At 71.0% G+C, this 22,869-nt stretch carries 18 protein-coding genes; 11 read left to right on the top strand and 7 right to left on the bottom strand.

The window, feature by feature from the left end; translation table 11 throughout:
• Positions 1–39: 39 nt before the first annotated feature.
• Positions 40–3,126, bottom strand: a complete 3,087-nt coding sequence (locus tag ACW4TU_RS11595; protein ID WP_457427268.1) for an AfsR/SARP family transcriptional regulator — start codon at positions 3,124–3,126, stop codon at positions 40–42.
• A 193-nt stretch (positions 3,127–3,319) separates the two neighbouring features.
• Here ACW4TU_RS11595 and ACW4TU_RS11590 point away from each other — a divergent pair, with 193 nt between their 5' ends.
• Positions 3,320–3,694 carry a peptidase inhibitor family I36 protein gene (locus tag ACW4TU_RS11590; protein WP_457427266.1) on the top strand — a complete coding sequence of 125 codons (375 nt, stop codon included), beginning with the start codon at positions 3,320–3,322 and terminating at the stop codon, positions 3,692–3,694.
• Between the two features lie 32 nt (positions 3,695–3,726).
• Positions 3,727–4,599, top strand: a complete 873-nt coding sequence (locus ACW4TU_RS11585; protein WP_457427264.1) for a hypothetical protein — start codon at positions 3,727–3,729, stop codon at positions 4,597–4,599.
• Between the two features lie 181 nt (positions 4,600–4,780).
• Here ACW4TU_RS11585 and ACW4TU_RS11580 read toward each other — a convergent pair whose 3' ends face one another.
• On the bottom strand, positions 4,781–5,953 hold the full coding sequence (locus tag ACW4TU_RS11580; protein ID WP_457430041.1) for a serine hydrolase domain-containing protein: 1,173 nt from the start codon (positions 5,951–5,953) through the stop codon (positions 4,781–4,783).
• 306 nt (positions 5,954–6,259) lie between these two features.
• Between ACW4TU_RS11580 and ACW4TU_RS11575 the strand changes: the two genes are divergently transcribed.
• A complete protein-coding gene (locus ACW4TU_RS11575) occupies positions 6,260–7,960 on the top strand; it encodes an RNA polymerase sigma factor (RefSeq protein WP_457427262.1) in 1,701 nt (566 codons plus the stop codon).
• 24 nt (positions 7,961–7,984) lie between these two features.
• On the opposite strand, the gene ACW4TU_RS11570 is transcribed toward ACW4TU_RS11575, so the two are convergent.
• The gene (locus ACW4TU_RS11570) at positions 7,985–8,668 is read right to left on the bottom strand and encodes a glycerophosphodiester phosphodiesterase (RefSeq protein ID WP_457427260.1); all 684 of its coding nucleotides are present in this window, start codon (positions 8,666–8,668) and stop codon (positions 7,985–7,987) included.
• Positions 8,669–8,704: 36 nt separating this feature from the next.
• Positions 8,705–9,769, bottom strand: a complete 1,065-nt coding sequence (locus ACW4TU_RS11565) for an adenosine deaminase (protein ID WP_457427258.1) — start codon at positions 9,767–9,769, stop codon at positions 8,705–8,707.
• A gap of 216 nt (positions 9,770–9,985) precedes the next feature.
• Between ACW4TU_RS11565 and ACW4TU_RS11560 the strand changes: the two genes are divergently transcribed.
• The gene (locus ACW4TU_RS11560; RefSeq protein WP_457427256.1) at positions 9,986–10,996 is read left to right on the top strand and encodes a DUF4190 domain-containing protein; all 1,011 of its coding nucleotides are present in this window, start codon (positions 9,986–9,988) and stop codon (positions 10,994–10,996) included.
• A gap of 461 nt (positions 10,997–11,457) precedes the next feature.
• Here the strand turns inward: ACW4TU_RS11560 and ACW4TU_RS11555 are convergent, their stop codons facing one another.
• Positions 11,458–12,132 carry an NADAR family protein gene (locus ACW4TU_RS11555; protein ID WP_457427254.1) on the bottom strand — a complete coding sequence of 225 codons (675 nt, stop codon included), beginning with the start codon at positions 12,130–12,132 and terminating at the stop codon, positions 11,458–11,460.
• Positions 12,133–12,309: 177 nt separating this feature from the next.
• Here ACW4TU_RS11555 and ACW4TU_RS11550 point away from each other — a divergent pair, with 177 nt between their 5' ends.
• From ACW4TU_RS11550 to ACW4TU_RS11520, 7 genes are all read left to right on the top strand, one after another.
• Entirely contained in the window at positions 12,310–13,833 is a 1,524-nt protein-coding gene (locus ACW4TU_RS11550) for a gamma-aminobutyraldehyde dehydrogenase (RefSeq protein WP_457430039.1), read from the top strand.
• 57 nt (positions 13,834–13,890) lie between these two features.
• A complete protein-coding gene (locus ACW4TU_RS11545; RefSeq protein ID WP_457427252.1) occupies positions 13,891–15,138 on the top strand; it encodes a polyamine ABC transporter substrate-binding protein in 1,248 nt (415 codons plus the stop codon).
• Positions 15,139–15,191: 53 nt separating this feature from the next.
• A complete protein-coding gene (locus ACW4TU_RS11540) occupies positions 15,192–16,349 on the top strand; it encodes an ABC transporter ATP-binding protein (RefSeq protein ID WP_457427250.1) in 1,158 nt (385 codons plus the stop codon).
• Complete coding sequence (locus ACW4TU_RS11535; protein ID WP_457427248.1) at positions 16,349–17,275, top strand: ABC transporter permease; 927 nt, start codon at positions 16,349–16,351, stop codon at positions 17,273–17,275. The genes ACW4TU_RS11540 and ACW4TU_RS11535 overlap by 1 nt, the downstream gene beginning before the upstream one ends.
• Positions 17,276–18,091, top strand: a complete 816-nt coding sequence (locus ACW4TU_RS11530; protein WP_457427246.1) for an ABC transporter permease — start codon at positions 17,276–17,278, stop codon at positions 18,089–18,091.
• Between the two features lie 12 nt (positions 18,092–18,103).
• Complete coding sequence (locus ACW4TU_RS11525; protein ID WP_457427244.1) at positions 18,104–19,537, top strand: NAD(P)/FAD-dependent oxidoreductase; 1,434 nt, start codon at positions 18,104–18,106, stop codon at positions 19,535–19,537.
• Positions 19,538–19,713: 176 nt separating this feature from the next.
• On the top strand, positions 19,714–20,166 hold the full coding sequence (locus tag ACW4TU_RS11520) for a bifunctional DNA primase/polymerase (protein ID WP_457427242.1): 453 nt from the start codon (positions 19,714–19,716) through the stop codon (positions 20,164–20,166).
• Positions 20,167–20,302: 136 nt separating this feature from the next.
• Here ACW4TU_RS11520 and ACW4TU_RS11515 read toward each other — a convergent pair whose 3' ends face one another.
• Positions 20,303–20,974: a phosphatase PAP2 family protein gene (locus tag ACW4TU_RS11515; RefSeq protein WP_457427240.1), complete on the bottom strand. Its 672-nt coding sequence runs from the start codon at positions 20,972–20,974 to the stop codon at positions 20,303–20,305.
• Between the two features lie 338 nt (positions 20,975–21,312).
• Complete coding sequence (gabT, locus tag ACW4TU_RS11510; RefSeq protein ID WP_457427238.1) at positions 21,313–22,647, bottom strand: 4-aminobutyrate--2-oxoglutarate transaminase; 1,335 nt, start codon at positions 22,645–22,647, stop codon at positions 21,313–21,315.
• Positions 22,648–22,869 lie beyond the last annotated feature (222 nt).

Here is a 22,869-nt window from a genome sequence, read left to right as displayed (position 1 = left end):
CGGGGCCGTACTGCTTCCCCGTGGACCCGGGAACCGGGGCTACGGGCGGGGACCGGTCCCCGTGGCCAGCCTCGTCCTGATGGCGTCGGCATCGGGCATACCGAGTTCGGTGTAGAGGGCGAGCGCCCGCTCGTAGCGGCAGACGGCGGGGTCGGTGTCGCCGAGAGCGTGCTGGGCGTCGCCGAGGCCGCTGTGGGCGCGGGCCTGCTGGCCCGGGCTGCCGATGTCCTCGGCGATGGCGAGGGCGTCGGTGTGGTGGGCGAGGGCGTCGGTGGGGCGGCCGGCGGCACGGGCGGCCTCGCCGAGCCCGTTGAGCGCCCTGGCCTGGCCGTCCCGGTCGCCGTTCTGGCAGTAGATGGTGAGCGCCTGCCGGTGGCACTCGGCGGCCTGTGCGTGCTGGTCACGCTGGGTGTGGAGGGTGCCGAGGCTGTGCAGCACCCCGGCTTCTCCGTACCTGTCGCCGATTTCCCGGAGCAGGGCCAGGGCCCGCTCCTGGTTGCGGGCGGCCGACCCGAGAAGGCCGAGTCGCGCCTCGACCGTGCCGAGGTCGTTGAGCGCATGGGCCTCCACGTATCGGTTGCCGGTCAGACGGAGCAGGGCCAGGGCCTGCCGGAGATGGTCGGCGGCCTGTCCGTAGCGGCCCAGCTGCCCCTCGACGCTGGCGAGGTCCTTGAGGGCGAGCGCTTCGCCCGACCGGTCGTCGACGCTCCGGTACAGCACCAGAGCCTGTTCGAGGTACTCGACGGCCGACAGGAGGCGGCCCAGCCGTTCGTCGACGAGGCCGAGGTTGACCAGGGCCCGGGCCTGGCCGGTCGGGTCGCCGGCTTGGCGGAACAAGGTCAGCGCCTCCTGGAGATGCCGGCGTGCCGGTTCGTGCCGGGCCAGTTGCCAGTAGGCGGTGCCGAGGCCCAGCAGCGCCCTGGCCTCGCTCGCCGGGTCGGCGATCAGGCGAGCGGCGTCCCGGGCGTGGCCGTGCATCGTGAGGCCGTCGGTGTGATGGCCGCTGATGAGGTAGCGGTACAGGGTGAGGGAGAGCCGGATGGCGTGGGTGGGCCGGCCGTGGGTGGCGGTGTGGGCGGACACCGCCGTGAGACACGTTCGCTCGGCGTTCAGCCAGGCGCGCGCGGCGTCGGGATCGGACAGGTCGGGAACGGGGGTGGCGGGCTCGGGAACGGCGGGCCGTAAGTGAGCCTCGGCCGGGTGGAGGCAGCTCATGGCGGCGGCCGAGGTGGCGAGGTAGTGGTCGAAGAGCCGGTCGAGCGCCGCCTCGCGGGCCTCCGGCGCGTCCTCGGCCGTGGCGAGGCGGGTGGCGTAGGCGCGCAGCAGGTCGTGCATGCCGTACCTGGCGGTGTCCACGGGCTGGACCAGATGGGCGCGGGCGAGGACATCGAGGGCACGGCGGGTGTCCGCCAGGTCGCTGTCGGTCAGCGCGGCGGCGGCGTGGGCGTCGAGGTCGGGGCCGGGATGCAGGCCGAGCAGCCGGAACGTACGCGCAGCGTCCGCCGGCAGCTGTCGCAGCGACCAGGAGAACACCACCGCGACGGCGGCCCGAGGGTCGCCGTCCGCGTCGAGGAGATCCAGTCGCCGCTGCTGGTCGGCGAGTTCGGTGACGAGGTCGGTCAGCGGCGTGGCGGGGCGGGCGACGGCGAGTTCCGCGGCGACCCGCAGGGCAAGGGGCAGTCGGGCGCATTGCGCGGCGAGGGCGTCGACGGCGTCGGGTTCGGCTTCCGCGCGGGAACCGACGAGCCGGCGCAACAGGGTGTGGGCGGCGTCGGCGGGCAGCAGGTCGAGGTCGAGGCGGTGGGCACCCTCCCGTGCGACCAGCCCGGCCAGGCTGTCGCGGCTGGTCACCAGCACCGCACAGGAGCCGGTGCCGGGCAGCAGCGGACGGACCTGCTCGACGGTGGCGGCGTTGTCGAGCACGATCAGCATGCGCCGGCCCGCGACCGCGGTGCGGTAGCGCGCCGCCCGCTCGTCCGCCTCCAGCGGGATGTCCTGCCCGGACACCCCGAGCGCGGTCAGGAAACGGACCAGTGCCTCGGGGGCGGTCATGGGCCGGTCGGGGTCGTAGCCGCGCAGGTTCACATACAGCTGGCCGTCCGGGAACCGGTCCCGGGCTCGCTGCGCCCAGTGCACCACCAGGGCCGTCTTGCCCACACCCGCCGTCCCGGACACCGCCGAGACGACCACTGCGGTCGGCCGCTCCGCAGCCGCGCCCAGGACCTTCTCCAGCCGGGCGAGTTCCTCCTCGCGGCCCGTGAACCCCGCTGCGTCCATGGGGAGTTGCGCGGGAACGACTCTGACACGCCCGATGCCGGCCCCGGTGCCGGGCGGTGTGTGGTGGACGGCCGGTGTGGCGGTTTTCCCGCTGAGGATCGCCTGGTGTTCCTGCCGGGCCTCGGCTCCCGGGACGGCGCCGAGTTCGTCGGACAGCCGTTTGCGCAGGGCGGCATAGCAGGCGAGTGCCTCCGGGGCGCGCCCGGCGGCGTGCAGCGCCCGCATCAGCACCACGGCGAGCGGCTCGACCAGCGGGTGCTCGGCGACGAGGGCGGACAGCGTGTCGACCACCACGACGTGACCGCCGACGCGGAGTTCGGCGTCCGCCCAGGCCAGGACGGCGTCGATACGCTGGTGCAGCCAGCTCTCCCGGGTGCGTGCCGCCCAGTCACCAGGCAGTCCGGCCAGCGCCTTGCCCTGCCACAGGCCCATCGCTTCCCGCAGCGTCGCCACCCGCACCGCGTCGGAGGCGTCGGTCTGACGGGCCCGCGTGACCAGGCTCCGGAAACGGTGCGCGTCGACCAGGTCCGGCGTGATGTCGAGCCGGTAGCCTCCCGAGCCGCGTAGCAACGACGGCGCGGTGGGTGGGCCGGTGCTGCCGCCGGAGAGATGCGGGGTCGTGTCCATGAGGACACGGCGGATACGGGCGATGTGGGCGTAGAGCGTGGCGCGCACCTGCGCGGGCGGTTCCTCGCTCCAGACCCGGTCGATCAGGGTGTCGACCGCCACCCAGCGGCCCGCGTCCACCAACAGTGCCGCCAGGACCGTACGCCGTTTGGCGGGGCCCAGATCCACCGGACGGCCCGACACCCACAACTCCACTGGCCCCAGCAGCCGAAAACCCGTCACGCCGCCTCCCCTGCCCGACCCGCGTGCGCCCGTCTCCCACCGGGCGTCACCCAACCACCTGGCCACCTGCGAGGCAAGGTTTACGCAAGCTTCCAGACCACCTCCCCCCTCCATCGTGTTCATGGCAACACGCTGCGCCACGGACGAACTTCCGCCCGTGGGCGGCACCTTGAGTGATGGAGGATCACCGAGAATGAAGCGAATCCTGGCCAAGGCCGGCATCGCCCTGGGAAGTGTGGCTCTGGCCACCACCGGCGCGCTCATCACCGCCGTTCCCGCGAACGCGGCGCTGTCGGACTGTCCCTCCGGAGGGCTGTGCGCCTACCTCGGAGTCAATGGCGCGGGCGACCCCGGTGTGGTCTACGGCGACAACTCGAACCTTCTGCAGTACAACAAGTTCAACAACGCCGAGTCGCTGTACAACAACGGCAACAACTGCAACGTCCGTATCTACTCGGGCACGGGCTACACGGGCTCCAGCTACGTGCTCGCCCGGGGCTACTACAACGGCTCCCTGGCGAACACCGTGTACTGGCACAACGTCGCCTCGAACGACTGGTGCGTGTGAGCACATCCACGGCGCGGCGGACACTTCTCACGGTGCTCCTTGTGCTGACCGCGGCCGGTTGCTCCCCCGAGGGGGAGCCCGGCCGTGGGCCCGTGGCACTCGACGTCCGTCCCCTGTCGGGCGCCACCGCGTTCACCTACGCCGATGCCGTACGCCTGCACGACCGTGAGGAACGTGCCGTCGCCGTCTGTATGAGCTCCCGCGGCCAGAAGTACACGGCACAGCCCCGGACCGCATCCGCGCGCGGCGAGGAGACCAACCCCTACGGGCTGCTCACCTCGGAGAAGGCGGCCCAGGACGGGTACGGGATCGTCGGTGAGTACCTGTACCAGCGGTCCACCCCGGTTCCGGCCGACGAACCCCGCAAGACGGCCTGGCAGCAGGCCCTGACCGGAACACAGGCGCATCGGGTGAGCCTGCGGCTGCCCGACGGTGTCAGCCTGGAGTACTCCACCGACGGCTGTGTCGCCCGGGCACGCACCGAGCTCTACGGGGCGGACTGGAACACGGTGGCTCCCGTCACCGTGGGACTGGCGAACCGGGTGATCGGTGCCGTCGAAGCGGACTCCGGCTACCGTGCCGCCGTCCGGCGCTGGTCCTCGTGCATGACGAAGGCGGGGCATCCGGCGAAGGATCTCCAGGCTCCCCGGAAGGCCATCGACTCCCGCCTGCGCGAGGCCGCGTCGGATGAGAATGCCCTGCGTGCGCTCGGCCGCGACGAGATCGGGACGGCGCGCGCCGACGCGGACTGCCAGGTCGAGACGGGGCTGTCCGAAGCCGTCCGGGACGTGCAAGGGGCGGTAGAGAAGGGCCTGTTGACGGCGAGCGACAGAAAGACCCTGGTGAGTTACGCGGCGGACAGGCGCAGGGCACTGGCCACGGTGACACACGGGCCCGAGGCGTAGGAGCCGCCGAGGGCGAGCCGCCGGTGCTGTCGGTGTCGTCGTGGTGGACGGTCACCGCGAGCAACAGTGTGCAGACTCCAGAATCGGCGGTGCGGTCCGTCTTGTGTCGGACCGGCTCGCCTTCTACGGGGCCCTGCCGCGACCCCGTACGCAACCTCCGGGTCGTCGAGCGCGGCCCACGTCACGGTGTGAAGGCCGCCTCCGCGATGCGTGCGGCGACGGGGTTCATGCCCTGGCCCTTCGCGTCGGTCGAGTTGACGCTGTAGACGAGGGTGCGGGACAGGTCGCGGGTGGCCGCGATGACCGTGTTGTAGCCCCACCGGCCGCCCGACTTCAGCCACACCTCCGTGCCGTCGGGGGTGACATACCGCTGGAGGCCCGCGCTCATCGTGGCGCCGGGCACGCCGGCCGGAAGCGTGAACATCTCCTCCAACTGCGGTCGCGGCACGACCCGCCCGCGGAACAGGGCGGTCAGAAACCGTTCCAGGTCGGCCGTCGTGGAGATCATGGCGCCCGCCGCCCAACTGTCCGTGGTGCCCCACACCGTGACGTCACGGAACTCCGTCGTGCCGTCCGCGCGCGCCACGGCCTGGTAACCGTGGTTGTGCGGGCCCCGGATGTCCGGGTCGGTGCCGGGGAAGTAGCTGTCGCGCATTCCCAGTGGGGCGAAGACCCGGCGGGCCGTCTCCTGTTCGTACGAGTGGCCGGTGATCCGCTCGATCAGCAGTCCGAGCACGGTGTAGTTGATGTTGAGGTAGTGCTGGTCGGTGCCCGGGGCGAACTCGGGCTTCCTGGCGGTGGCGTCGGCGACCATCTCGCGGGGCGAGTGGAGGTCGAAGCGGTGCGCGTACCACTCCTCGAAGGTCGTTCCGACGCCGTCGGCGGCCGGGATGCCACTGGTGTGGTTCAGCAGCTGGCGCAGGGTCACATGTTCGTACGTGCTGGGGATCAGGTCCGGAAGGTAGTGCCGGGCCGGTCGGCCGAGGTCCACCCTGCCCTCCGCCGCGAGTTGGAGCACGACCGCAGCCGTGACCGCCTTCGTCGTCGATCCGACCCGGAAACGCGCCTCCGGGTCCGCCGCCCGCCCGCTCGCCAGGTCGTGCACCCCAGCGCTCCCGCGCCAGACGCCGCCGGTGCCTCCGACCCGTACGAGAGCCCCCGTCGCGTCCGCGTTCGGTAATCCGGTGAGCGCGGCCCGCAGCGCCTCCGCGTCCGGCGCCTTGCCCCGCGCGGTCGCCGGGTCGGAGGCGGCCGACGGGGGAGCGGCAAGGGCGCCGGCGGGCAGGGCGAGGGTGAGGGTGAGGACGGTCGCGAGGGCTGTGGCGCGGGCCGCGGTACGTGTGCGCATGTGCATCGGCTTCTCCTGCTGGTGGCGGCTGGTGTTGATGCTCACATCCTTGATCCTTACGGGCTGACGTGGATCGTCGTCGAGGAGGACGCCGACCCTGGTCCCTGCCTGGGGGCAACGGGCGTACCGCATCCGGATCTTGTCGGGGTTCGCACCTAGGGCCCGTGCTGTGGGCGGCGGTAGGCAGCTGTGGGCAGGGGGCGAAAACTGTTATCGGCGGCGCCCCCGAACCGTCTCCTCGGGCGACCTGGCGGATGAACCGGTGTGCAACAGCGCGACGTAAGGTGCACACACATACGAGAAAGGGCTTTTGTGGACGGGCGCCAGTGGAGTTCCACCATCGCTGCGGCGCAGGCCGGTGACCGGCGGGCGCTGGACGAGCTGGTCGCGGGCTGGCTGCCGTTGGTCTACAACATCGTCGGCCGGGCCCTGAACGGTCACGCGGACGTGGACGACGTCGTGCAGGAGACCATGCTGCGGGCCGTCGACAACCTCGGCTCCCTGCGCGACCCGGACAGCTTCCGGTCGTGGCTCGTCGCTATCGCGATGCGGCAGATCCGGGACCGCGCCCGCCGCCGTACGACCGACGCCCTGCGTGACGAGACCGCCGACGGCGCCGCCGACTTCGCCGAACTCACCGTGCTGAGGCTCCAGTTGGAGGGCCAGCGCCGCGAGGTCGCGGAAGCGGTGCGCTGGCTCGACGACGAGGACCGGCAACTGCTGTCCCTGTGGTGGCTGGAGGTCGCGGGCGAACTCACCCGGCGTGAGCTGGCAGCCGCCGTCGGGATCAGCAGGCAGCACGCCGCCGTACGCGTCCAGCGGATGAAGGAACGTCTGGAGGCCTCGCGCGGAATCGTACGGGCGCTCGATGGTGCCTGCCCCGACCTGCGGGAACTGACCGCCCGCTGGGACGGCGACCCGGACTCCGTGTGGCGCAAGCGGCTGGCCCGGCACATCAGGGGGTGCGCGTACTGCGCGAGCCCCGGCGAGGCGGTCGTCGTACCGGCGGAACGGCTCCTGGTCGGCATCGCGCTCGTCCCGCTGCCCGTCGGCCTCACCCTGTCGCTGGCCTTCGGCGGCAAGACGGCCGTGGCCGCCACCACCGGCGCCTCCGTCGGCTGGTCGGGCAAGGTGCTCGGCGCCCTGGCCAAACCGGCCGTCGCCCTGAGCGCCGGGGCGACGATCGTCGCGGGCGGTGCGTACGTCATGACCTACCCCGCCAAGGCCCCGCCGCCGGCCGTCGCGGCCCCCACGGCCCGCCCCCAGCCCCAGGCGCCCGTCACCTCCCCGCCCCGGTCCCCGTCGGCGTCCCCCTCTCCCACCTTTTCCCCCTCACCCTCCGCCTCGCCCACTCCCACCCCGTCGGCGACGCGGCCGAAGTCGGCCCCGTACGGCACGGTTGTCGACGCCGTCGACACGGCGCCCGACCCGAACGCGCGGCCCGCCGCCCTTCCGCACCGGCCCGAGGCCGGGATCACCAGCACCGGCGGCGCGCACGCCACCATGAACCACCGCGGGGACAGCGTGACGCTCACCGGCCAGGGCTATGTCCTCGTGCGCTGGCAGATCTCGCCGCAGTACCGGGCCGGCAGCCTGGTCATGCCGACCTGGACCGGCCTGAAGGGCAGGCTCTTCCACGTGGCCTCGGGCGGTGGCCGCCGGATGGACGACCGGGTCAGCGCCACCGACAGTTCCGCCACCGGCATGGGCAACTCGACCACCGGGTACGCCGTCCCGCCGGCCGGCACCCAGCAGATGTGGCAGAACGAGTACTTCTACGTCGACGGCAGCGTCACCCTCACCGTGAACGAACGGGGCGCCGACTACGGCCTGAACGTCTTCCCGACGACCTGGGACAACGTGGAGGCCGACGTCACCGGCGGACCCCCCGAGGGCGCCACCCGCTACGGCCTGGTCCGCGACACCGGCAAGGACGACACCCCCGTCCCGCAGTACGTCACCCGCGAGACCCCGGCCGATCCGGCGACCGTGGCTCAGGAGTCCCGCGTGTAGGGAGCGATCAGCAGGCGAGCCGCGTCACCCTTTGCGCAGCGCGCACAACGTGTCGATCCGGTTGGTGGTGACCGAGTCGACGCCGGCGTCCAGCAGCCGCCGGATGGAACGGCGGGTGTCCGGAGTCCACACCGACAGCAGGTGACCGTCGCGGTGCACCCGCGCCACGAGCCTCCGGTCGACCAGGGTGAAGCGGTAGTTGAGCCAGCGCGGGCGTACCGCCGCGAGCAGGGCGGGGCGCGGCGGTGCGACGCTCTTCCAGGTCAGGGCGATCTCGGCGGACGGGTCGACCGCGCGCACCGCGAGCATCGCCGGGGCGTCCGCGCAGTAGTACACGCGTTCCTCCGCCGCGCACTCCCGGACCACGTCCGTCACCCGCCGTACCGCCCGCGCGTCGGGCGACCCCGGCAGATCGATCATCACCCGGCTGCCCTCGGTCACGGCCAGCGCCTCCGCGAGCGTCGGCACCCCGCCCTCCGTCAGCCCGCGGACCTCGGCCGCCGACAGCACGGCCAGCGGCCGGTCCCGCTCCCACAGCCGCTTCAGCGTCGCGTCGTGCAGCAGCACGGGTACGCCGTCCAGGGTGAGCCGTACGTCGATCTCGACCGCGTCCGCGCCCCGGTCGAGCGCGGAACGCAGTGAGTCGGCCGTGTTCTCACGGACGCGGTAGGGGTCGCCGCGATGGGCCACGGCGGTCACGTTCTGCATGGGCCCATTGTGCGTGGGCGGGGCCGGTGGTGTTTCTCAGGGGGCGAGCCGTGTCGAGGTGTACGTGTCGATCTCGGCGGCCAGCGCGGCCTTGCCCGCCGGGTCGAGGAAGGAGGCCTCGACGGCGTTCTTGGCGAGGTCGGCGAGCCCCCACTCGTCGAGGTCCAGCAGCCGGGCGGCGACCGCGTACTCGCTGTTGAGGTCGGTGCCGAACATCGGCGGGTCGTCGGAGTTGATCGTGACGAGGACGCCGGCCCGCACGAACTCCCTGATGGGGTGCTCGTCGAGCGTACGGACCGCGCGCGTGGCGATGTTGGAGGTCGGGCAGACCTCCAGGGCGATCCGCTGCTCGGCGAGGTGCGCGAGCAGTACGGGGTCCTGCGCGGAACTCGTCCCGTGCCCGATGCGTTCCGCTCGCAGGTGGTTCAGCGCGTCCCAGACCGTCTCCGGGCCGGTGGTCTCGCCCGCGTGCGGCACCGACCGCAGCCCGGCGGCGATCGCCCGGTCGAAGTACGGCTTGAACTGCGGCCTGGGTACGCCGATCTCGGGCCCGCCGAGCCCGAACGAGACCAGCCCCTCCGGGCGCACCCGGTCGTCGGTGGCGAGCCGCACGGTCTCCTCGGCAGCTTCGAGGCCGGCCTCGCCCGGGATGTCGAAGCACCAGCGCAGGACGGTCCCGAACTCGGCCTCGGCCGACTTCCGGGCGTCCTCGATCGCGTCCATGAAGGCGCGCGCGTCGATGCCGCGGCGGACGGAGGAGAACGGGGTGATGGTCAGCTCGGCGTACCGGACCTGCTGCCGGGCCATGTCCCGGGCGATCTCGTACGTCAGCAGCCGTACGTCCTCGGGCGTGCGGATGAGGTCCACGACGGACAGGTACACCTTGATGAAGTGGGCGAAGTCCGTGAACGTGAAGAAGTCCGCCAGTGCCTCGGGGTCGGTGGGCACCTGGGAGTCGGGGTGGCGGGCGGCCAGCTGCGACACGATCCGGGGGGAGGCGGAGCCGACGTGGTGGACGTGCAGTTCGGCCTTGGGCAGCCCGGCGATGAAGGCGTGCGGGTCATGGGCGGCGGCTGCGACAGGCTGGTGGTGGTCGCTCAAGGGTTCCTCCCCGGGAACGGCGCCCCGGATCGTGCGACGGTCGGCGGGACGCGGGTGATCGGCTGATCGATGACTCGGGGATCATCGTAGGCCGGGCCCACGGGGAGACGCCCGTGGATTCCGTCCCGGGGTGGGGCGGGTAGGGCGAAGGCAGCCCGTCGGCCTGTGATCGCGGGCCGTAGCATGACGGAACGCACGAACGAGGGGACCCCACGCATGTCCGACGCCGCGCAGCCACCGCACCCACCGGAGAACATCCCCGGGAAGGGGGCGAGTTCCGAGGGCGCGGCGACCGGCGAAACCGTCAGCGAAAGCCCCGCGAACGGCACACCCGCGCGGGTCCCGCTGGACAAGCCTCCGACGGGGTCCGCCTCCGGTGGCACGACCGTTTCCGACGCCGAGTTCGATCCCTGGGCACCGCCGGCAGCGGAGGCCCCTCGCCCGGGCACCGCCCCTGAGGGCCCCGGCAGCACGGTGTTCTGGAACAACGGCGACACCACTCCGCCACCCCCCGGTGTCCACCACCACCCCACGGTCACCTCGACGCCCGCGGCCACCACGCCCCCGCCGGGCGCCCACACAGGCCCGCCCATACCCCAGGCCTCCCAGCCCTGGGCCAACCCCTTCGCGCCCCCCGGCGCTCCCGCGGCAGGCACCCCGCAGGACAACCCCTTCGCACCCCCCACCCCGCACGCCTCCTACGCCCAGCCCGCCGCACCCGGCGAGCCGGTCCCCCCGCCGCCGATAGCACCCGACGGCCCCGGACAGGCCCCGTACGGCTACCCGTCGTACCCGGCCTACCCGTCCGCACAGCAGGACTACGGCTACCCGCAGCAGGCCGGATACGCCGTTTCCGGCCCCGCGCATCCCGCGCCCCCGATGTACGGCGGCACCGGCTACGGCTGGGCCCCCATGGCGCCCCAGCCGATGAACGGCATGGGTACGGCCTCGCTCGTGGTCGGCATCATCTCGGCTGTCTTCTTCTGCCTCTGGCCGCTGGCGATCATCCTGGGCATCCTCGCCGTGGTGTTCGGCCTGATCGCCCGTGGCAGGGTCCGCCGGGGCCAGGCGACCAACGCGGGCCAGGCGCTGGCCGGCATCATCTGCGGTGGCGTCGCCATCGTCCTCGCCGTGGCGGTCGGTGTCCTCATCATCGCGTTCGGTGAAGAGGGGTCCGCGAACGACATCGACGGCAGCTACTCGACCTTCCTGTCCCAGCAGGTCTAGGGATGGTCCAGGGACTGTCACCGCACCGGACACGAGACCCGCGTGTCCCGCGGACGCCGGGAATGTGACGACAGGCCCTGGCGAGCGGGCACCGCCCGGGGCCTCAGCAGACGGTCTCGCTCGGCATCGCGCGGGAAGCGGTCGAGCCGGTCGTCCCGGTCCGTCCCACTCGACTTGCGCGGGAGCTCCGGACCCGCCGCTCCGGCAGCGTCCGGGCGAGCTCGGGGTCGCTGGAGTTCGGCGTAAGGGGGTAGGGAATCCGCACCTGGCAAGGGCGGCGGGGTCGCCCCCGGCCTACCGCCGCGGGGGAAGCGGTCGAGCCGGTCGCCTCGGTCCGTCTCCCTTGACCTGCGCGGGAGTTCCGGAGCCGCCGCTCCGGCAGCGTCCGGGCGAAACCGGAGCCGCTGGAGTTCGGCGTACGCGCGGGGGCGAGACCAGTGCTCCTGCGGCCGGCCGTAGCCCTACGGGCACGGCAGGCGGACCGCGCATCCAGCGGAGCGCCAACCCACCCGCAACCGCTCCCGTGCCGCCATCAGTGCGAACCCGAGCAGGTTCGGCCCCCGCCACCGCTCCGGGTCCGTCGCCGCCTCGTCGTCCGCGGCGAGACCGATGCCCCACACGCGGTCGACCGGGCTCGCCTCGACGAGTACGCGCTCGCCCGTGCCCAGCAGAAAGCCCCGCAGATCACCGTGCGCGGCGAACTTGTGGACGCTTCCCTCGACCACGATCCCGAACCGCTCACGCTCCCATACGGCCTCGTCGAAGCCGCGCACCAGCCGGCCGGCCTTCTTCGCCAGTGCCGGGTCCGGGGCCGAGATCGCCCGTCGCTCCGCCTCCGCGTCCTCGAAGAGGCGGGCCTTGGCGGCCATCATCCAGTGCTCGGCCGTCGCGTACTCCACCCCGTCGACCGAAAACGCGGCCGGCCACCACTGGCTGAGACAGCTCGCCCCCACGCGGCCGTCCGGGCGGGGTCGGTGCCCCCAGAAGTGCAGGTACTTGACCCGGGCCCCCGCACGGACTTCCCTGGTCAGGACCTCCAAGGAATCGATCTGCCCCGACTGCTCCGTGTTGGCGGTGTCGGCTGTGTTCGCGGTGACTCTCCCCATGCACGCGAGTCTGGCAGCCACCACTGACATCGCGTCCTCCCATTTCCCATCCCACTGGACACCTCGTCGACAGATTCCGTCGCGTAATCAAAAGGCAACAACGGAATCACTTGTTGGAGTGCACTTGCTCTGTCAGGATCGGCAATCAGATCGACCTGGAGCTACGTTGACCCCTTGCGTGCGAGGAGGGTGACGAAAGTGAGCGACATGCACAATTCGGGCCATCGCTTCCCGGCGCAGGAGCGGCTCGCGGCCGGCGCGCAGTACATCGCGGGCCGACTGATCCGCGGCACCTCCGGCCGTACGCACGCGGTCGTCGACCCCGCCACCGGCGACGCGGTCTACACGTACGAGCTGGCCGGCCACGACGACGTGGACGCCGCCGTCGCCGCCGCACGCGCGGCCTTCCCCGGCTGGGCCGGGGCCACCCCGGGCGAGCGTTCCGACGCACTGCACCGCTTCGCCGCCGTCCTCGCCGAGCGCGCCGAGGAATTCGCGCGCGCCGAGTCCCTCCAGTGCGGCAAGCCACTCAAGCTGACCCGCGAGTTCGACGTGCCGGGGACCATCGACAACACCGCGTTCTTCGCCGGCGCCGCCCGGCACCTCCAGGGACAGTCGGCCGGCGAGTACTCCGGCGACCACACCTCGTACGTCCGCCGTGAGCCCATCGGCGTCGTCGGCTCCATCGCGCCCTGGAACTATCCCCTCCAGATGGCCGCCTGGAAGATCCTCCCGGCGATCGCGGCGGGCAACACGATCGTGCTCAAGCCCGCCGAGCTGACCCCCCTGACCTCCCTTCTCTTCGCCGAGGCGGCCACCGCGGCCGGGATCCCGGACGGTGTCGTCAACATCGTCACCGGGAGCGGCAAGGAAGCCGGTGAGTATCTCGTCGGGCATCCCGACGTCGTCATGACGTCCTTCACCGGGTCCACCGCCGTCGGCAAGCGCGTCGCCGAGATCGCCACCGCCACCGTCAAGCGGCTCCATCTGGAACTGGGCGGCAAGGCACCCTTCGTCGTCCTCGACGACGCCGATCTCGACGCCGCCGTCAACGGCGCGGTCGCGGGCGCGCTCATCAACACCGGCCAGGACTGCACGGCCGCCACGCGCGCGTATGTGCAACGCCCGCTGTACGAGGAGTTCGTCGCCCGAACGGCGGCCCTCATGGACACCGTCCGGCTCGGTGATCCGTTCGCCCCGGGTACCGATCTCGGGCCGCTCATCTCGCACGCGCAGCGCGACCGGGTCGCCGGTTTCGTCGAGCGGGCGCGTGCCTACGCGCGCGTGGTGACCGGCGGCGAGGCTCCCCAGGGGGAGCTGAAGAGCGGCGCGTACTACCGGCCCACCCTGGTCGCCGACGCAGCCCAGGACAGCGAGATCGTCCAGTCCGAGATCTTCGGGCCCGTGCTCGTCGTCCTCCCCTTCGACAGCGACGACGAGGGCATCCGGCTCGCCAACGACACGCCCTACGGTCTCGCCGCCTCCGCCTGGAGCCGGGACGTCTATCGGGCGAACCGCGCGACCCGCGAGATCAGGGCGGGCTGCGTGTGGATCAACGACCACATCCCGATCATCAGCGAGATGCCCCACGGCGGGTACAAGGCGTCCGGCTTCGGCAAGGACATGTCCGCGTACTCGTTCGAGGAGTACACACAGATCAAGCACGTCATGTTCGACAACACCGCGGTTGCCCGCAAGGACTGGCACCGCACGATCTTCGGGGACCGCTGACCGGACACAGGCCGACCGACCAGCGGCCGCACACCCTCCCGAAAGGGCATCACGCGCATGGAGCAGTACGAGCCCGACCGCCTTTCCCCGGCCCAGGTGGCCGCCATGCGGCGCAGCTTCCGCAACGGCAGGGCCGCTCTGACCCGCCGGTCCCTGCTGCGTGCCTCCGCGGGCGGCGCCCTGGTGGCCGGCGGCCTCGGCGCGCTGACCGGCTGCGGCATCCCCGCGGCCGGCAAGACCGCGGGAGGCGTCTCCGCGGACGACCACTCGGCCAAGGAGAAGACCGTCAACTTCTCCAACTGGACCGAGTACATGGACGTCGACGAGAGCGAGAAGCACCATCCCACGCTCGACGCGTTCACCGAGCGGACCGGCATCAAGGTGAAGTACACCGAGGACATCAACGACAACGTCGAGTTCTTCGGCAAGATCAAACCGCAGCTCGCGGCGGGCCAGGACACCGGCCGGGACATCATCGTCCTCACCGACTGGCTGGCCGGCCGGCTGATCCGGCTCGGCTGGGTCCAGAAACTGGACCCGTCGAACCTCCCGCACGCGTTCGCGAACCTGTCGCAGCAGTTCCGCAGCCCCGACTGGGACCCGGGCCGTGCCTACTCCTACCCCTGGCAGGGGATCTCGACCGTCATCGCCTACAACAAGAAGGCGCTCGACGGCGTCGAGGTGAAGTCGGTCTCCGACATGCTCGACAACCCCAAGCTGAAGGGGCGCGTCGGGTTCCTCTCCGAGATGCGCGACAGCATCGGCATGACCCTGCTCGACCTGGGCAAGGACCCGGCGAAGTTCACCGACGACGACTACGACGCGGCCGTCGCCCGGCTCCAGAAGGCCGTCGACAAGGGCCAGATCCGCCGCTTCTCCGGCAACGACTACACGGCCGACCTGACCTCGGGCGACTTCGCGGCCTGTATCGCCTGGGCGGGTGACGTGGTCCAGCTCAAGGCGGACAGCCCGGACATCGACTTCATCATCCCGGACAGCGGCTACATCACGTCGAGCGACAACATGCTGATCCCCAACAGGGCGCGCCACAAGACGAACGCCGAGCGGCTCATGGACTACTACTACGAGCCCCAGCCGGCCGCCGAACTGGCCGCCTACATCAACTACGTGTGTCCCGTCGAGGGAGTGAAGCCCTACCTCGCGAAGATCGACAAGGGTGCGGCGGACAACCCGCTGATCATTCCCGACGCGGCGATGGCCGCGAAGTCCCACGCCTTCCGGTTGCTGAGCCAGAAGGAAGAGACGGCGTACGAGGAGAAGTTCGCGAAGTTGACAGGGGCGTAGCCACGCCTGCCCCCAGCGGTGCGAAACCCCTCCGACTCCCCAAGGACCACACCATGACCAGCACAGACCACGGCGGCGACGTCCGTCTCTCCGGGATCAGCAAGACCTACGGCTCCTTCACCGCCGTACACCCCCTCGACCTCACCGTCCCGCAGGGCTCCTTCTTCGCCCTGCTCGGTGCCTCCGGCTGCGGGAAGACCACGACCCTGCGGATGATCGCGGGTCTGGAGGAACCTTCCTCCGGGACCGTCTTCCTGGGCGACCAGGAGGTCACGAACCTCCCGCCGTACAAGCGGCCGGTGAACACCGTCTTCCAGTCGTACGCCCTCTTCCCGCACCTCGACATCTTCGAGAACGTCGCCTTCGGTCTGCGCCGGCGCGGTATCAAGTCGGTGAAGAAGCAGGTCGAGGACATGCTGGAGCTCGTACAGCTCGGCGAGCAGGCGCGCAAGAAACCGCACCAGCTCTCCGGCGGCCAGCAACAGCGCGTCGCCGTGGCCCGCGCGCTGATCAACACCCCCAGGGTGCTGCTGCTCGACGAACCGCTCGGCGCCCTCGACCTCAAGCTGCGCCGCCAGATGCAGCTGGAGCTGAAGCGCATCCAGACCGAGGTCGGCATCACGTTCGTCCATGTCACGCACGACCAGGAGGAGGCCATGACGATGGCCGACACGGTCGCCGTGATGAACGCGGGCCGGGTCGAGCAGCTCGGGTCGCCCGCCGACCTCTACGAGAACCCGCAGACCACCTTCGTCGCGAACTTCCTCGGCACCTCCAACCTCATCGAGGCCGAGGTGGACGCCAAGAGCGGCGACGAGATCGTCCTCAAGGCGGGCGGCGGCAAGCTGCTGCTCCCCGAGGCCCGCTGTTCCGCGCCGACCAGGACCGGCGGCAAGGTGCTGGTCGGGGTCCGCCCGGAGAAGATCTCCCTGACGCACGCGGACGCCGCCGGCGACATCCCGGCCGGCCGCAACCGCATCACCGGGAAGATCGCCGCCACCAGTTTCATCGGGGTCTCCACGCAGTACGTCATCGACAGCCCCGTCTGTCCCGAGTTCGAGGTGTACGTCCAGAACATCGACCGCGACGCCAGGCTGGCCCCCGGCGCGGAGGTCGTCCTGCACTGGAACCCGGCCCACACCTTCGGCCTCGACGCCGACCAGGACATAGACGCGGGCGTCAAGACGGTCGACGACGAGGCGGCCGCCTGATGGCCACCGCGACCCCCGACGCGCCGCCCCTGGCGCCCGCACCGGCCAAGAAGCCCCCGCGGAGAAGTGGCCGCTGGACGCCGTACTGGCTGCTCCTGCCCGGCCTTCTCTGGCTGTTCGTGTTCTTCGCGCTGCCGATGGTCTACCAGGCCTCCACGTCCGTGCAGACGGGCTCCCTGGAGGAGGGCTACAAGGTCACCTGGCACATCGCGACCTACTGGGACGCCCTGGCGGACTACTGGCCGCAGTTCCTGCGCTCGGTGCTGTACGCCGGTGCCGCGACGATCCTCTGCCTGGTGCTGGGATATCCGCTCGCGTATCTGATCGCGTTCCGTGCTGGGCGCTGGCGCAACCTGATCATGATCCTGGTGATCGCGCCGTTCTTCACCAGCTTCCTGATCCGTACGCTCGCCTGGAAGACGATCCTCGCGGACGGCGGCCCGGTCGTCGGCGCCCTCAACTCGCTGCACGTCCTGGACGTCACCAGCTGGCTCGGCATCACGGCGGGCGACCGCGTGCTGGCCACGCCGCTCGCGGTGGTGTGCGGTCTGACGTACAACTTCCTGCCGTTCATGATCCTGCCGCTCTACACCTCGCTCGAACGCATCGACGGACGGCTGCACGAAGCGGCCGGTGACCTCTACGCCAGGCCGTTCACGACCTTCCGCAAGGTCACCTTCCCGCTGTCGATGCCGGGTGTCGTCTCCGGCACGCTGCTCACCTTCATCCCGGCGAGCGGCGACTACGTCAACGCCGACCTGCTCGGCTCCACCGACACCCGCATGATCGGCAACGTCATCCAGACGCAGTTCCTGCGCATCCTCGACTATCCGACGGCCGCCGCGCTCTCCTTCATCCTCATGGCCGCGATCCTCGTCATGGTCACCCTCTACATCCGCAAGTCCGGGACGGAGGACCTGGTTTAAATGGCCTTCGTGAATTCGATCGGGCGCTGGCTCAAGAGCCATTTCGTCGTCATCGCGGGACTCGTCACACTCGGCTATCTGCTGCTGCCGAACGTCGTCGTCACGGTGTTCTCCTTCAACAAACCGAAGGGCCGCTTCAATTACGAGTGGCAGCAGTTCTCGACGGACGCCTGGCGTGATCCCTGCGGGGTCGCCGGCATGTGCGGCTCGCTCTCGCTCAGTCTGCGGATCGCCTTCTGGGCGACCGTCGGGGCGACCGTCCTCGGCACGATGATCGCCTTCGCGCTGGTGCGGTACCGCTTCCGCGCGCGGGGGGCCGTCAACTCCCTCATCTTCCTTCCGATGGCGATGCCCGAGGTCGTCATGGCGGCCTCGCTGCTCACCCTGTTCCTCAACCTGGGTGCCCAGCTCGGCTTCTGGACGATCCTGATCGCCCACATCATGTTCTGCCTCAGCTTCGTCGTCGTCGCCGTGAAGGCACGCGTGATGTCGATGGACCCGCGGCTCGAGGAGGCCGCCCGGGACCTGTACGCGGGCCCGGTGCAGACCTTCGTACGGGTCACCCTGCCCATCGTGGCCCCCGGAATCGCGGCGGGCGCGCTGCTCGCCTTCGCGCTCTCCTTCGACGATTTCATCATCACCAATTTCAACGCGGGCTCGACCGTCACCTTCCCCATGTTCGTCTGGGGGTCGGCGCAGCGCGGAACGCCCGTTCAGATCAATGTCATCGGTACGGCCATGTTCCTGATCGCCGTACTGTTCGTGCTGACCGGAATGGTCATCGGAAACCGTCGGAACAGACAGAAGAATTCGTAGGGAGTTGGAATCATGGCCCCAAGCGCCATGACCCAGGGAAACGTAAATCGCTGGACGAAATCCCTTTCGGACGCCCAGCCGGTCGCGTACTGGCTGGACGACCCCGGCAAGCCGCGTCCCGAGCCCGCCCTCACCGGCGCCGAGAGCTGCGATCTGCTGGTGGTGGGCGGCGGGTACAGCGGGCTGTGGACCGCGCTGATCGCCAAGGAGCGCGACCCGCAGCGGGACGTCGTGCTCGTCGAGGGCCGCGAGGCGGGCTGGGCCGCCTCGGGCCGCAACGGTGGCTTCTGCGCCGCCTCCCTCACCCACGGCCTGGCCAACGGCCTCGCCCGCTGGCCGGACGAGATCCACCGGCTCCAGGAACTCGGCGCGCAGAACCTCGACGAGATCGAGAAGTCGGTCGCACGGCACTCCCTCGACTGCGACTTCGAACGCACCGGCGAGATCGACGTCGCCACCGAACCGCACCAGGCCGCCGAACTCCGCGCCTGGTACGAGGAGCTGGACCGCAAGGGCCTCGCGACCGGCACCGAGTTCCTGGACACGGACGCGGTACGGGAGCAGGTCGCGTCCCCCACCTTCCTGGCCGGCCTGCACGACCGCACCGGCGTCGCGATGCTCAACCCGGCGAAACTGGCCTGGGGCCTCAAGCGGGCCTGTCTGCGCCTGGGCGTCCGTGTCTACGAGCACACACCGGCGCTGACCCTGCGGCCGTACGGCGCCGGCATGGCCGTACGCACGCCGTACGGGTCGGTCCGCGCCCGCCGGATCGCCCTCGGGACGAACATCTTCCCGAGCCTGGTGAAGCGCGTACGGGCGTACACGGTCCCGGTCTACGACTACGCGCTGATGACCGAACCCCTGAGCGAGGCGCAGCTCGCCGACATCGGCTGGCGCAACCGTCAGGGCCTCGGGGACAGCGCCAACCAGTTCCACTACTTCCGGCTGAGCGCCGACAACCGCATCCTGTGGGGCGGCTACGACGCGATCTATCCGTACGGCGGCCGGGTGCGCGCCGAGTACGACGACCGCCCGGAGACCTACGCCAAGCTGGCCGACCACTTCTTCACCTGCTTCCCGCAGCTGGAGGGCGTCCGCTTCACGCACGCGTGGGGCGGCGCGATCGACACCTGCTCGCGCTTCTCGGCGTTCTTCGGCACCGCGCACGCGGGGAGGGTGGCGTACGCGGCGGGGTTCACCGGCCTCGGCGTCGGCGCCACCCGCTTCGGCGCGGACGTGATGCTGGACCTGCTGGCGGGGGAGCGCACGGAGCGCACGTCACTGGCGATGGTCCGCAGGAAGCCGCTGCCGTTCCCGCCCGAGCCGTTCGCCTGGACGGGCATCGCCCTCACCAAGTGGTCCCTGGCGAGGGCGGACGCGCACGGTGGCAGGCGCAACCTGTGGCTGAGGACGATGGACCGGCTGGGGCTGGGGTTCGACAGTTGACAGCGGTCGACAGGTGACGGCGCGTGCCGGCGTGCCGTGATCCACAGGCGTACGCCCAGCTCATCGGCTGTGATCCGATTCACTCCCGCGGTATGGCGGAACCCGCGTAATGCTCCCGGGAAACCTCCCTCTCCCTCGTGACGCGACCAGCGTTCACAGAGAAAGGGAGGTCCCTCATGACTGGGGCGAAAACGGCGGTCGAGTGGCTGGCGTCCGTTGCTCCGGATCCCGAGGCCTGTCGCTGGGAATGGGAGCGCAACCCCCTGGGGATCGCGCTGCTGCCCGCCGGCAAGGCCTGGGACGTACTGATCCTGCCGGGTGAACTCGGCTACCCGACCCTCGACGTCCTCTCCCGTGTCATCGACCAACCCGGCCCGGTGCTCGTCGACTTCGGCGACTCCAGGATGGGGTTCCTCGTGCCGCCGGGCACCGCGGCCCGCTGGCTGGGCACGGGAGTGCGTACGGCGGGACGCGGCACCTGGATCGTCGTCCCGTACCCGGGCCGCGCGACCGGCGGCGTCCGCTGGCTGGTCCCGCCGGACGGCTCAGGCACACTCACCGACCCGGCACTCCTCGAACTGGCCATGCACGAGGCGGCGGCGGGTCTGGCGACCGACGAGAACAGGTGATGTCCGAGACTCTCGCGGCTGACTGATTCCCGCGTGACCACCCTCTCGTCGGCCGTCCGTGCGGTCGACGCGAACCGTGGGCACGTGGTGCGCGCACGTGTCGTCCGGAGAGAAGACGGCCGCCGACAGATCGGGATCAGGGTGAGGGCCTGCGGACGAACAGCCGCAGCAGGACCAGCAGGCCCCCGCACAGACACCAGCTCGCCACCACGTCCAGCGGCCAGTGGAAACCGCGGACGACCAGCCCGACGGCGACGGCGGCGTTGAGGGCGAGACAGCCGGTCAGGACGAGCCGACGGGCGTACGTACGGCGCAGCCACGGCAGCAGGAGGAGCGTGGCTGAGCCGTAGGCCACGACGGCTGTCGCGGTGTGCCCGGACGGGTAGAACCCGGTGCCGGGGCCCATGACCGGCGGCCCGGACCGGGCGACCAGCTCCTTCAGCGGGACGACGATCGCCGGTACGGCCGCCATCAGCACACCCGCGCCGACCGGTTCCCGCCACCAGCGCTCCGTACCCGCCCGACGCGCGCGCAGACCGACGTACACCAGCACGGCGACGAGGACGGGAACGGCGACCACGATGCTGCCGAGGTCGGCGAGGAGGGCCCAGCCGCGGGACGGATGGACGAGGGAGTCGCTGAGGCGTTCGTCCGCGCGGGCGAGGGGGCCGTGGACGGCTACCTGCCAGGTGATCAGCGCGAAGAGGAGGACCGCGAGGGTCAGGACGGAGAGAAGGCTCCGAGAAGTCGTCCGCCCTGGAACAGGGGGGAGAGCTCCAGGGCGGACGACCGGACCGGGTCGTCGCACGCCCCGGGGGGTTTGGGGCGGGCGACTGTCCGATCGGTGAGGAGACCCGGAAGCCGAAGCTCCGGTGGTGTGCGCGAGGGCACGACCGGATCGAAGCTGGGGAGGCCCCGACCAGGTACCACCCACAGTTTCCTGCGAGCGGGGTGTATCTCTCATCTGGAGAGAACCTACGTCAGGGGACGGGTCTCGGACAGTCGGAATGACATCCCGCCATCCTCCTCGCACACCTTCTTCACATGCTCTGACGGTGCCCGTCCGGGCCCGGAAACAAGCGGAATCCGGGCCGGTCGGCCGGCAGGAACGGGTGGGGCGCGGACGCGGCGGGCGCCGAGGACGCGTCAGACGCTGGTGAAGGCCTGCTCGATGATGTCGAGACCCTCGTTCAGGAGGTCCTCGCCGATCACCAGCGGGGGCAGGAAGCGGAGGACGTTGCCGTACGTGCCACAGGTAAGGACCACCAGACCCTCCTGGTGACAGGCCTTGGCCAGAGCAGCCGTCGCCTCCGGGTGGGGTTCCTTGGTGGTGCGGTCCTTGACCAGCTCAATGGCGATCATGGCGCCCCGGCCCCGGATGTCACCGATGACCTCGTACTTCTCGGCCATGGCGGTCAGCCGGGCCTTCATGACGGCCTCGATGCGCTTGGCCCTGGCGTTGAGGTCGAGCTCCTTCATCGTCTCGATCGAGCCGAGCGCGCCCGCACAGGCGACCGGGTTTCCGCCGTAGGTGCCGCCCAGGCCGCCCGCGTGCGCGGCGTCCATGATCTCGGCGCGCCCGGTGACGGCCGCGAGCGGCAGCCCGCCCGCGATGCCCTTCGCGGTGGTGATCAGATCGGGCACGATGCCCTCGTCCTCGCACGCGAACCACTGCCCGGTCCGGCAGAACCCGGACTGGATCTCGTCGGCGACGAAGACGATGCCGTTGTCGGCGGCGAACTTCCGGATCGCCGGCAGGAAACCCTTCGCGGGCTCGATGAAGCCGCCCTCGCCGAGCACCGGCTCGATGATGATCGCGGCGACGTTGTCCGCCCCGACCTGCTTGCTGATCTGGTCGACGGCCTGCGCGGCGGCCTCGGGACCGGCGTTCTCGGGGCCGGTGGGCCAGCGGTAGCCGTAGGCGACGGGCACGCGGTACACCTCGGGCGCGAACGGCCCGAAGCCGTGCTTGTACGGCATGTTCTTGGCGGTGAGGGCCATGGTGAGGTTCGTACGCCCGTGGTAGCCGTGGTCGAACACGACGACGGCCTGGCGCTTGGTGTAGGCGCGGGCGATCTTGACCGCGTTCTCGACGGCCTCGGCGCCGCTGTTGAACAGGGCGCTCTTCTTGGCGTGATCGCCCGGGGTCAGCTCGGCGAGCGCCTCGGCGACCTCGACGTACCCCTCGTACGGCGTGACCATGAAGCAGGTGTGCGTGAAGTCGGCGAGCTGGGCGGAGGCCCGGCGCACGACCGCTTCGGCGCTGGCGCCGACCGACGTCACGGCGATGCCGGACCCGAAGTCGATCAGCCGGTTCCCGTCGACGTCCTCGATGATGCCGCCGCCCGCCCGCGCCGTGAACACGGGCAGCACCGAGCCGACGCCGGCCGCGACGGCGGCGAGACGCCGGGCCTGGAGCTGCTGCGACTTCGGGCCGGGGATCGCGGTGACGACGCGGCGCTCCTGGGGGAGGGAGGTCATGAGGGGCTCCTGAGGGCGTGAAGAACGCGGGGGTGACGTGGGCTGACGCGGGACTTCGCCGCGACTCTCCTCGCAGGCTAGGCCTGGGGGGTGGGGGCGGGCATGCACCGTTTGGGAGTGGTGGGGGTGTGTCGTTGTCCTTGATGGACAGAGGGGTGCCCCCGTGAGGGGCCTCGACGCATTCGGTCTGCGGCAGGGTCCGCTCGGCTTGGTCGGCCCGGT

The organism is Streptomyces kryoterrae (genome assembly GCF_054072135.1).
Note: the sequence above shows the minus strand (reverse complement) of the source record. Positions and strands in the feature narration are given on the sequence as shown.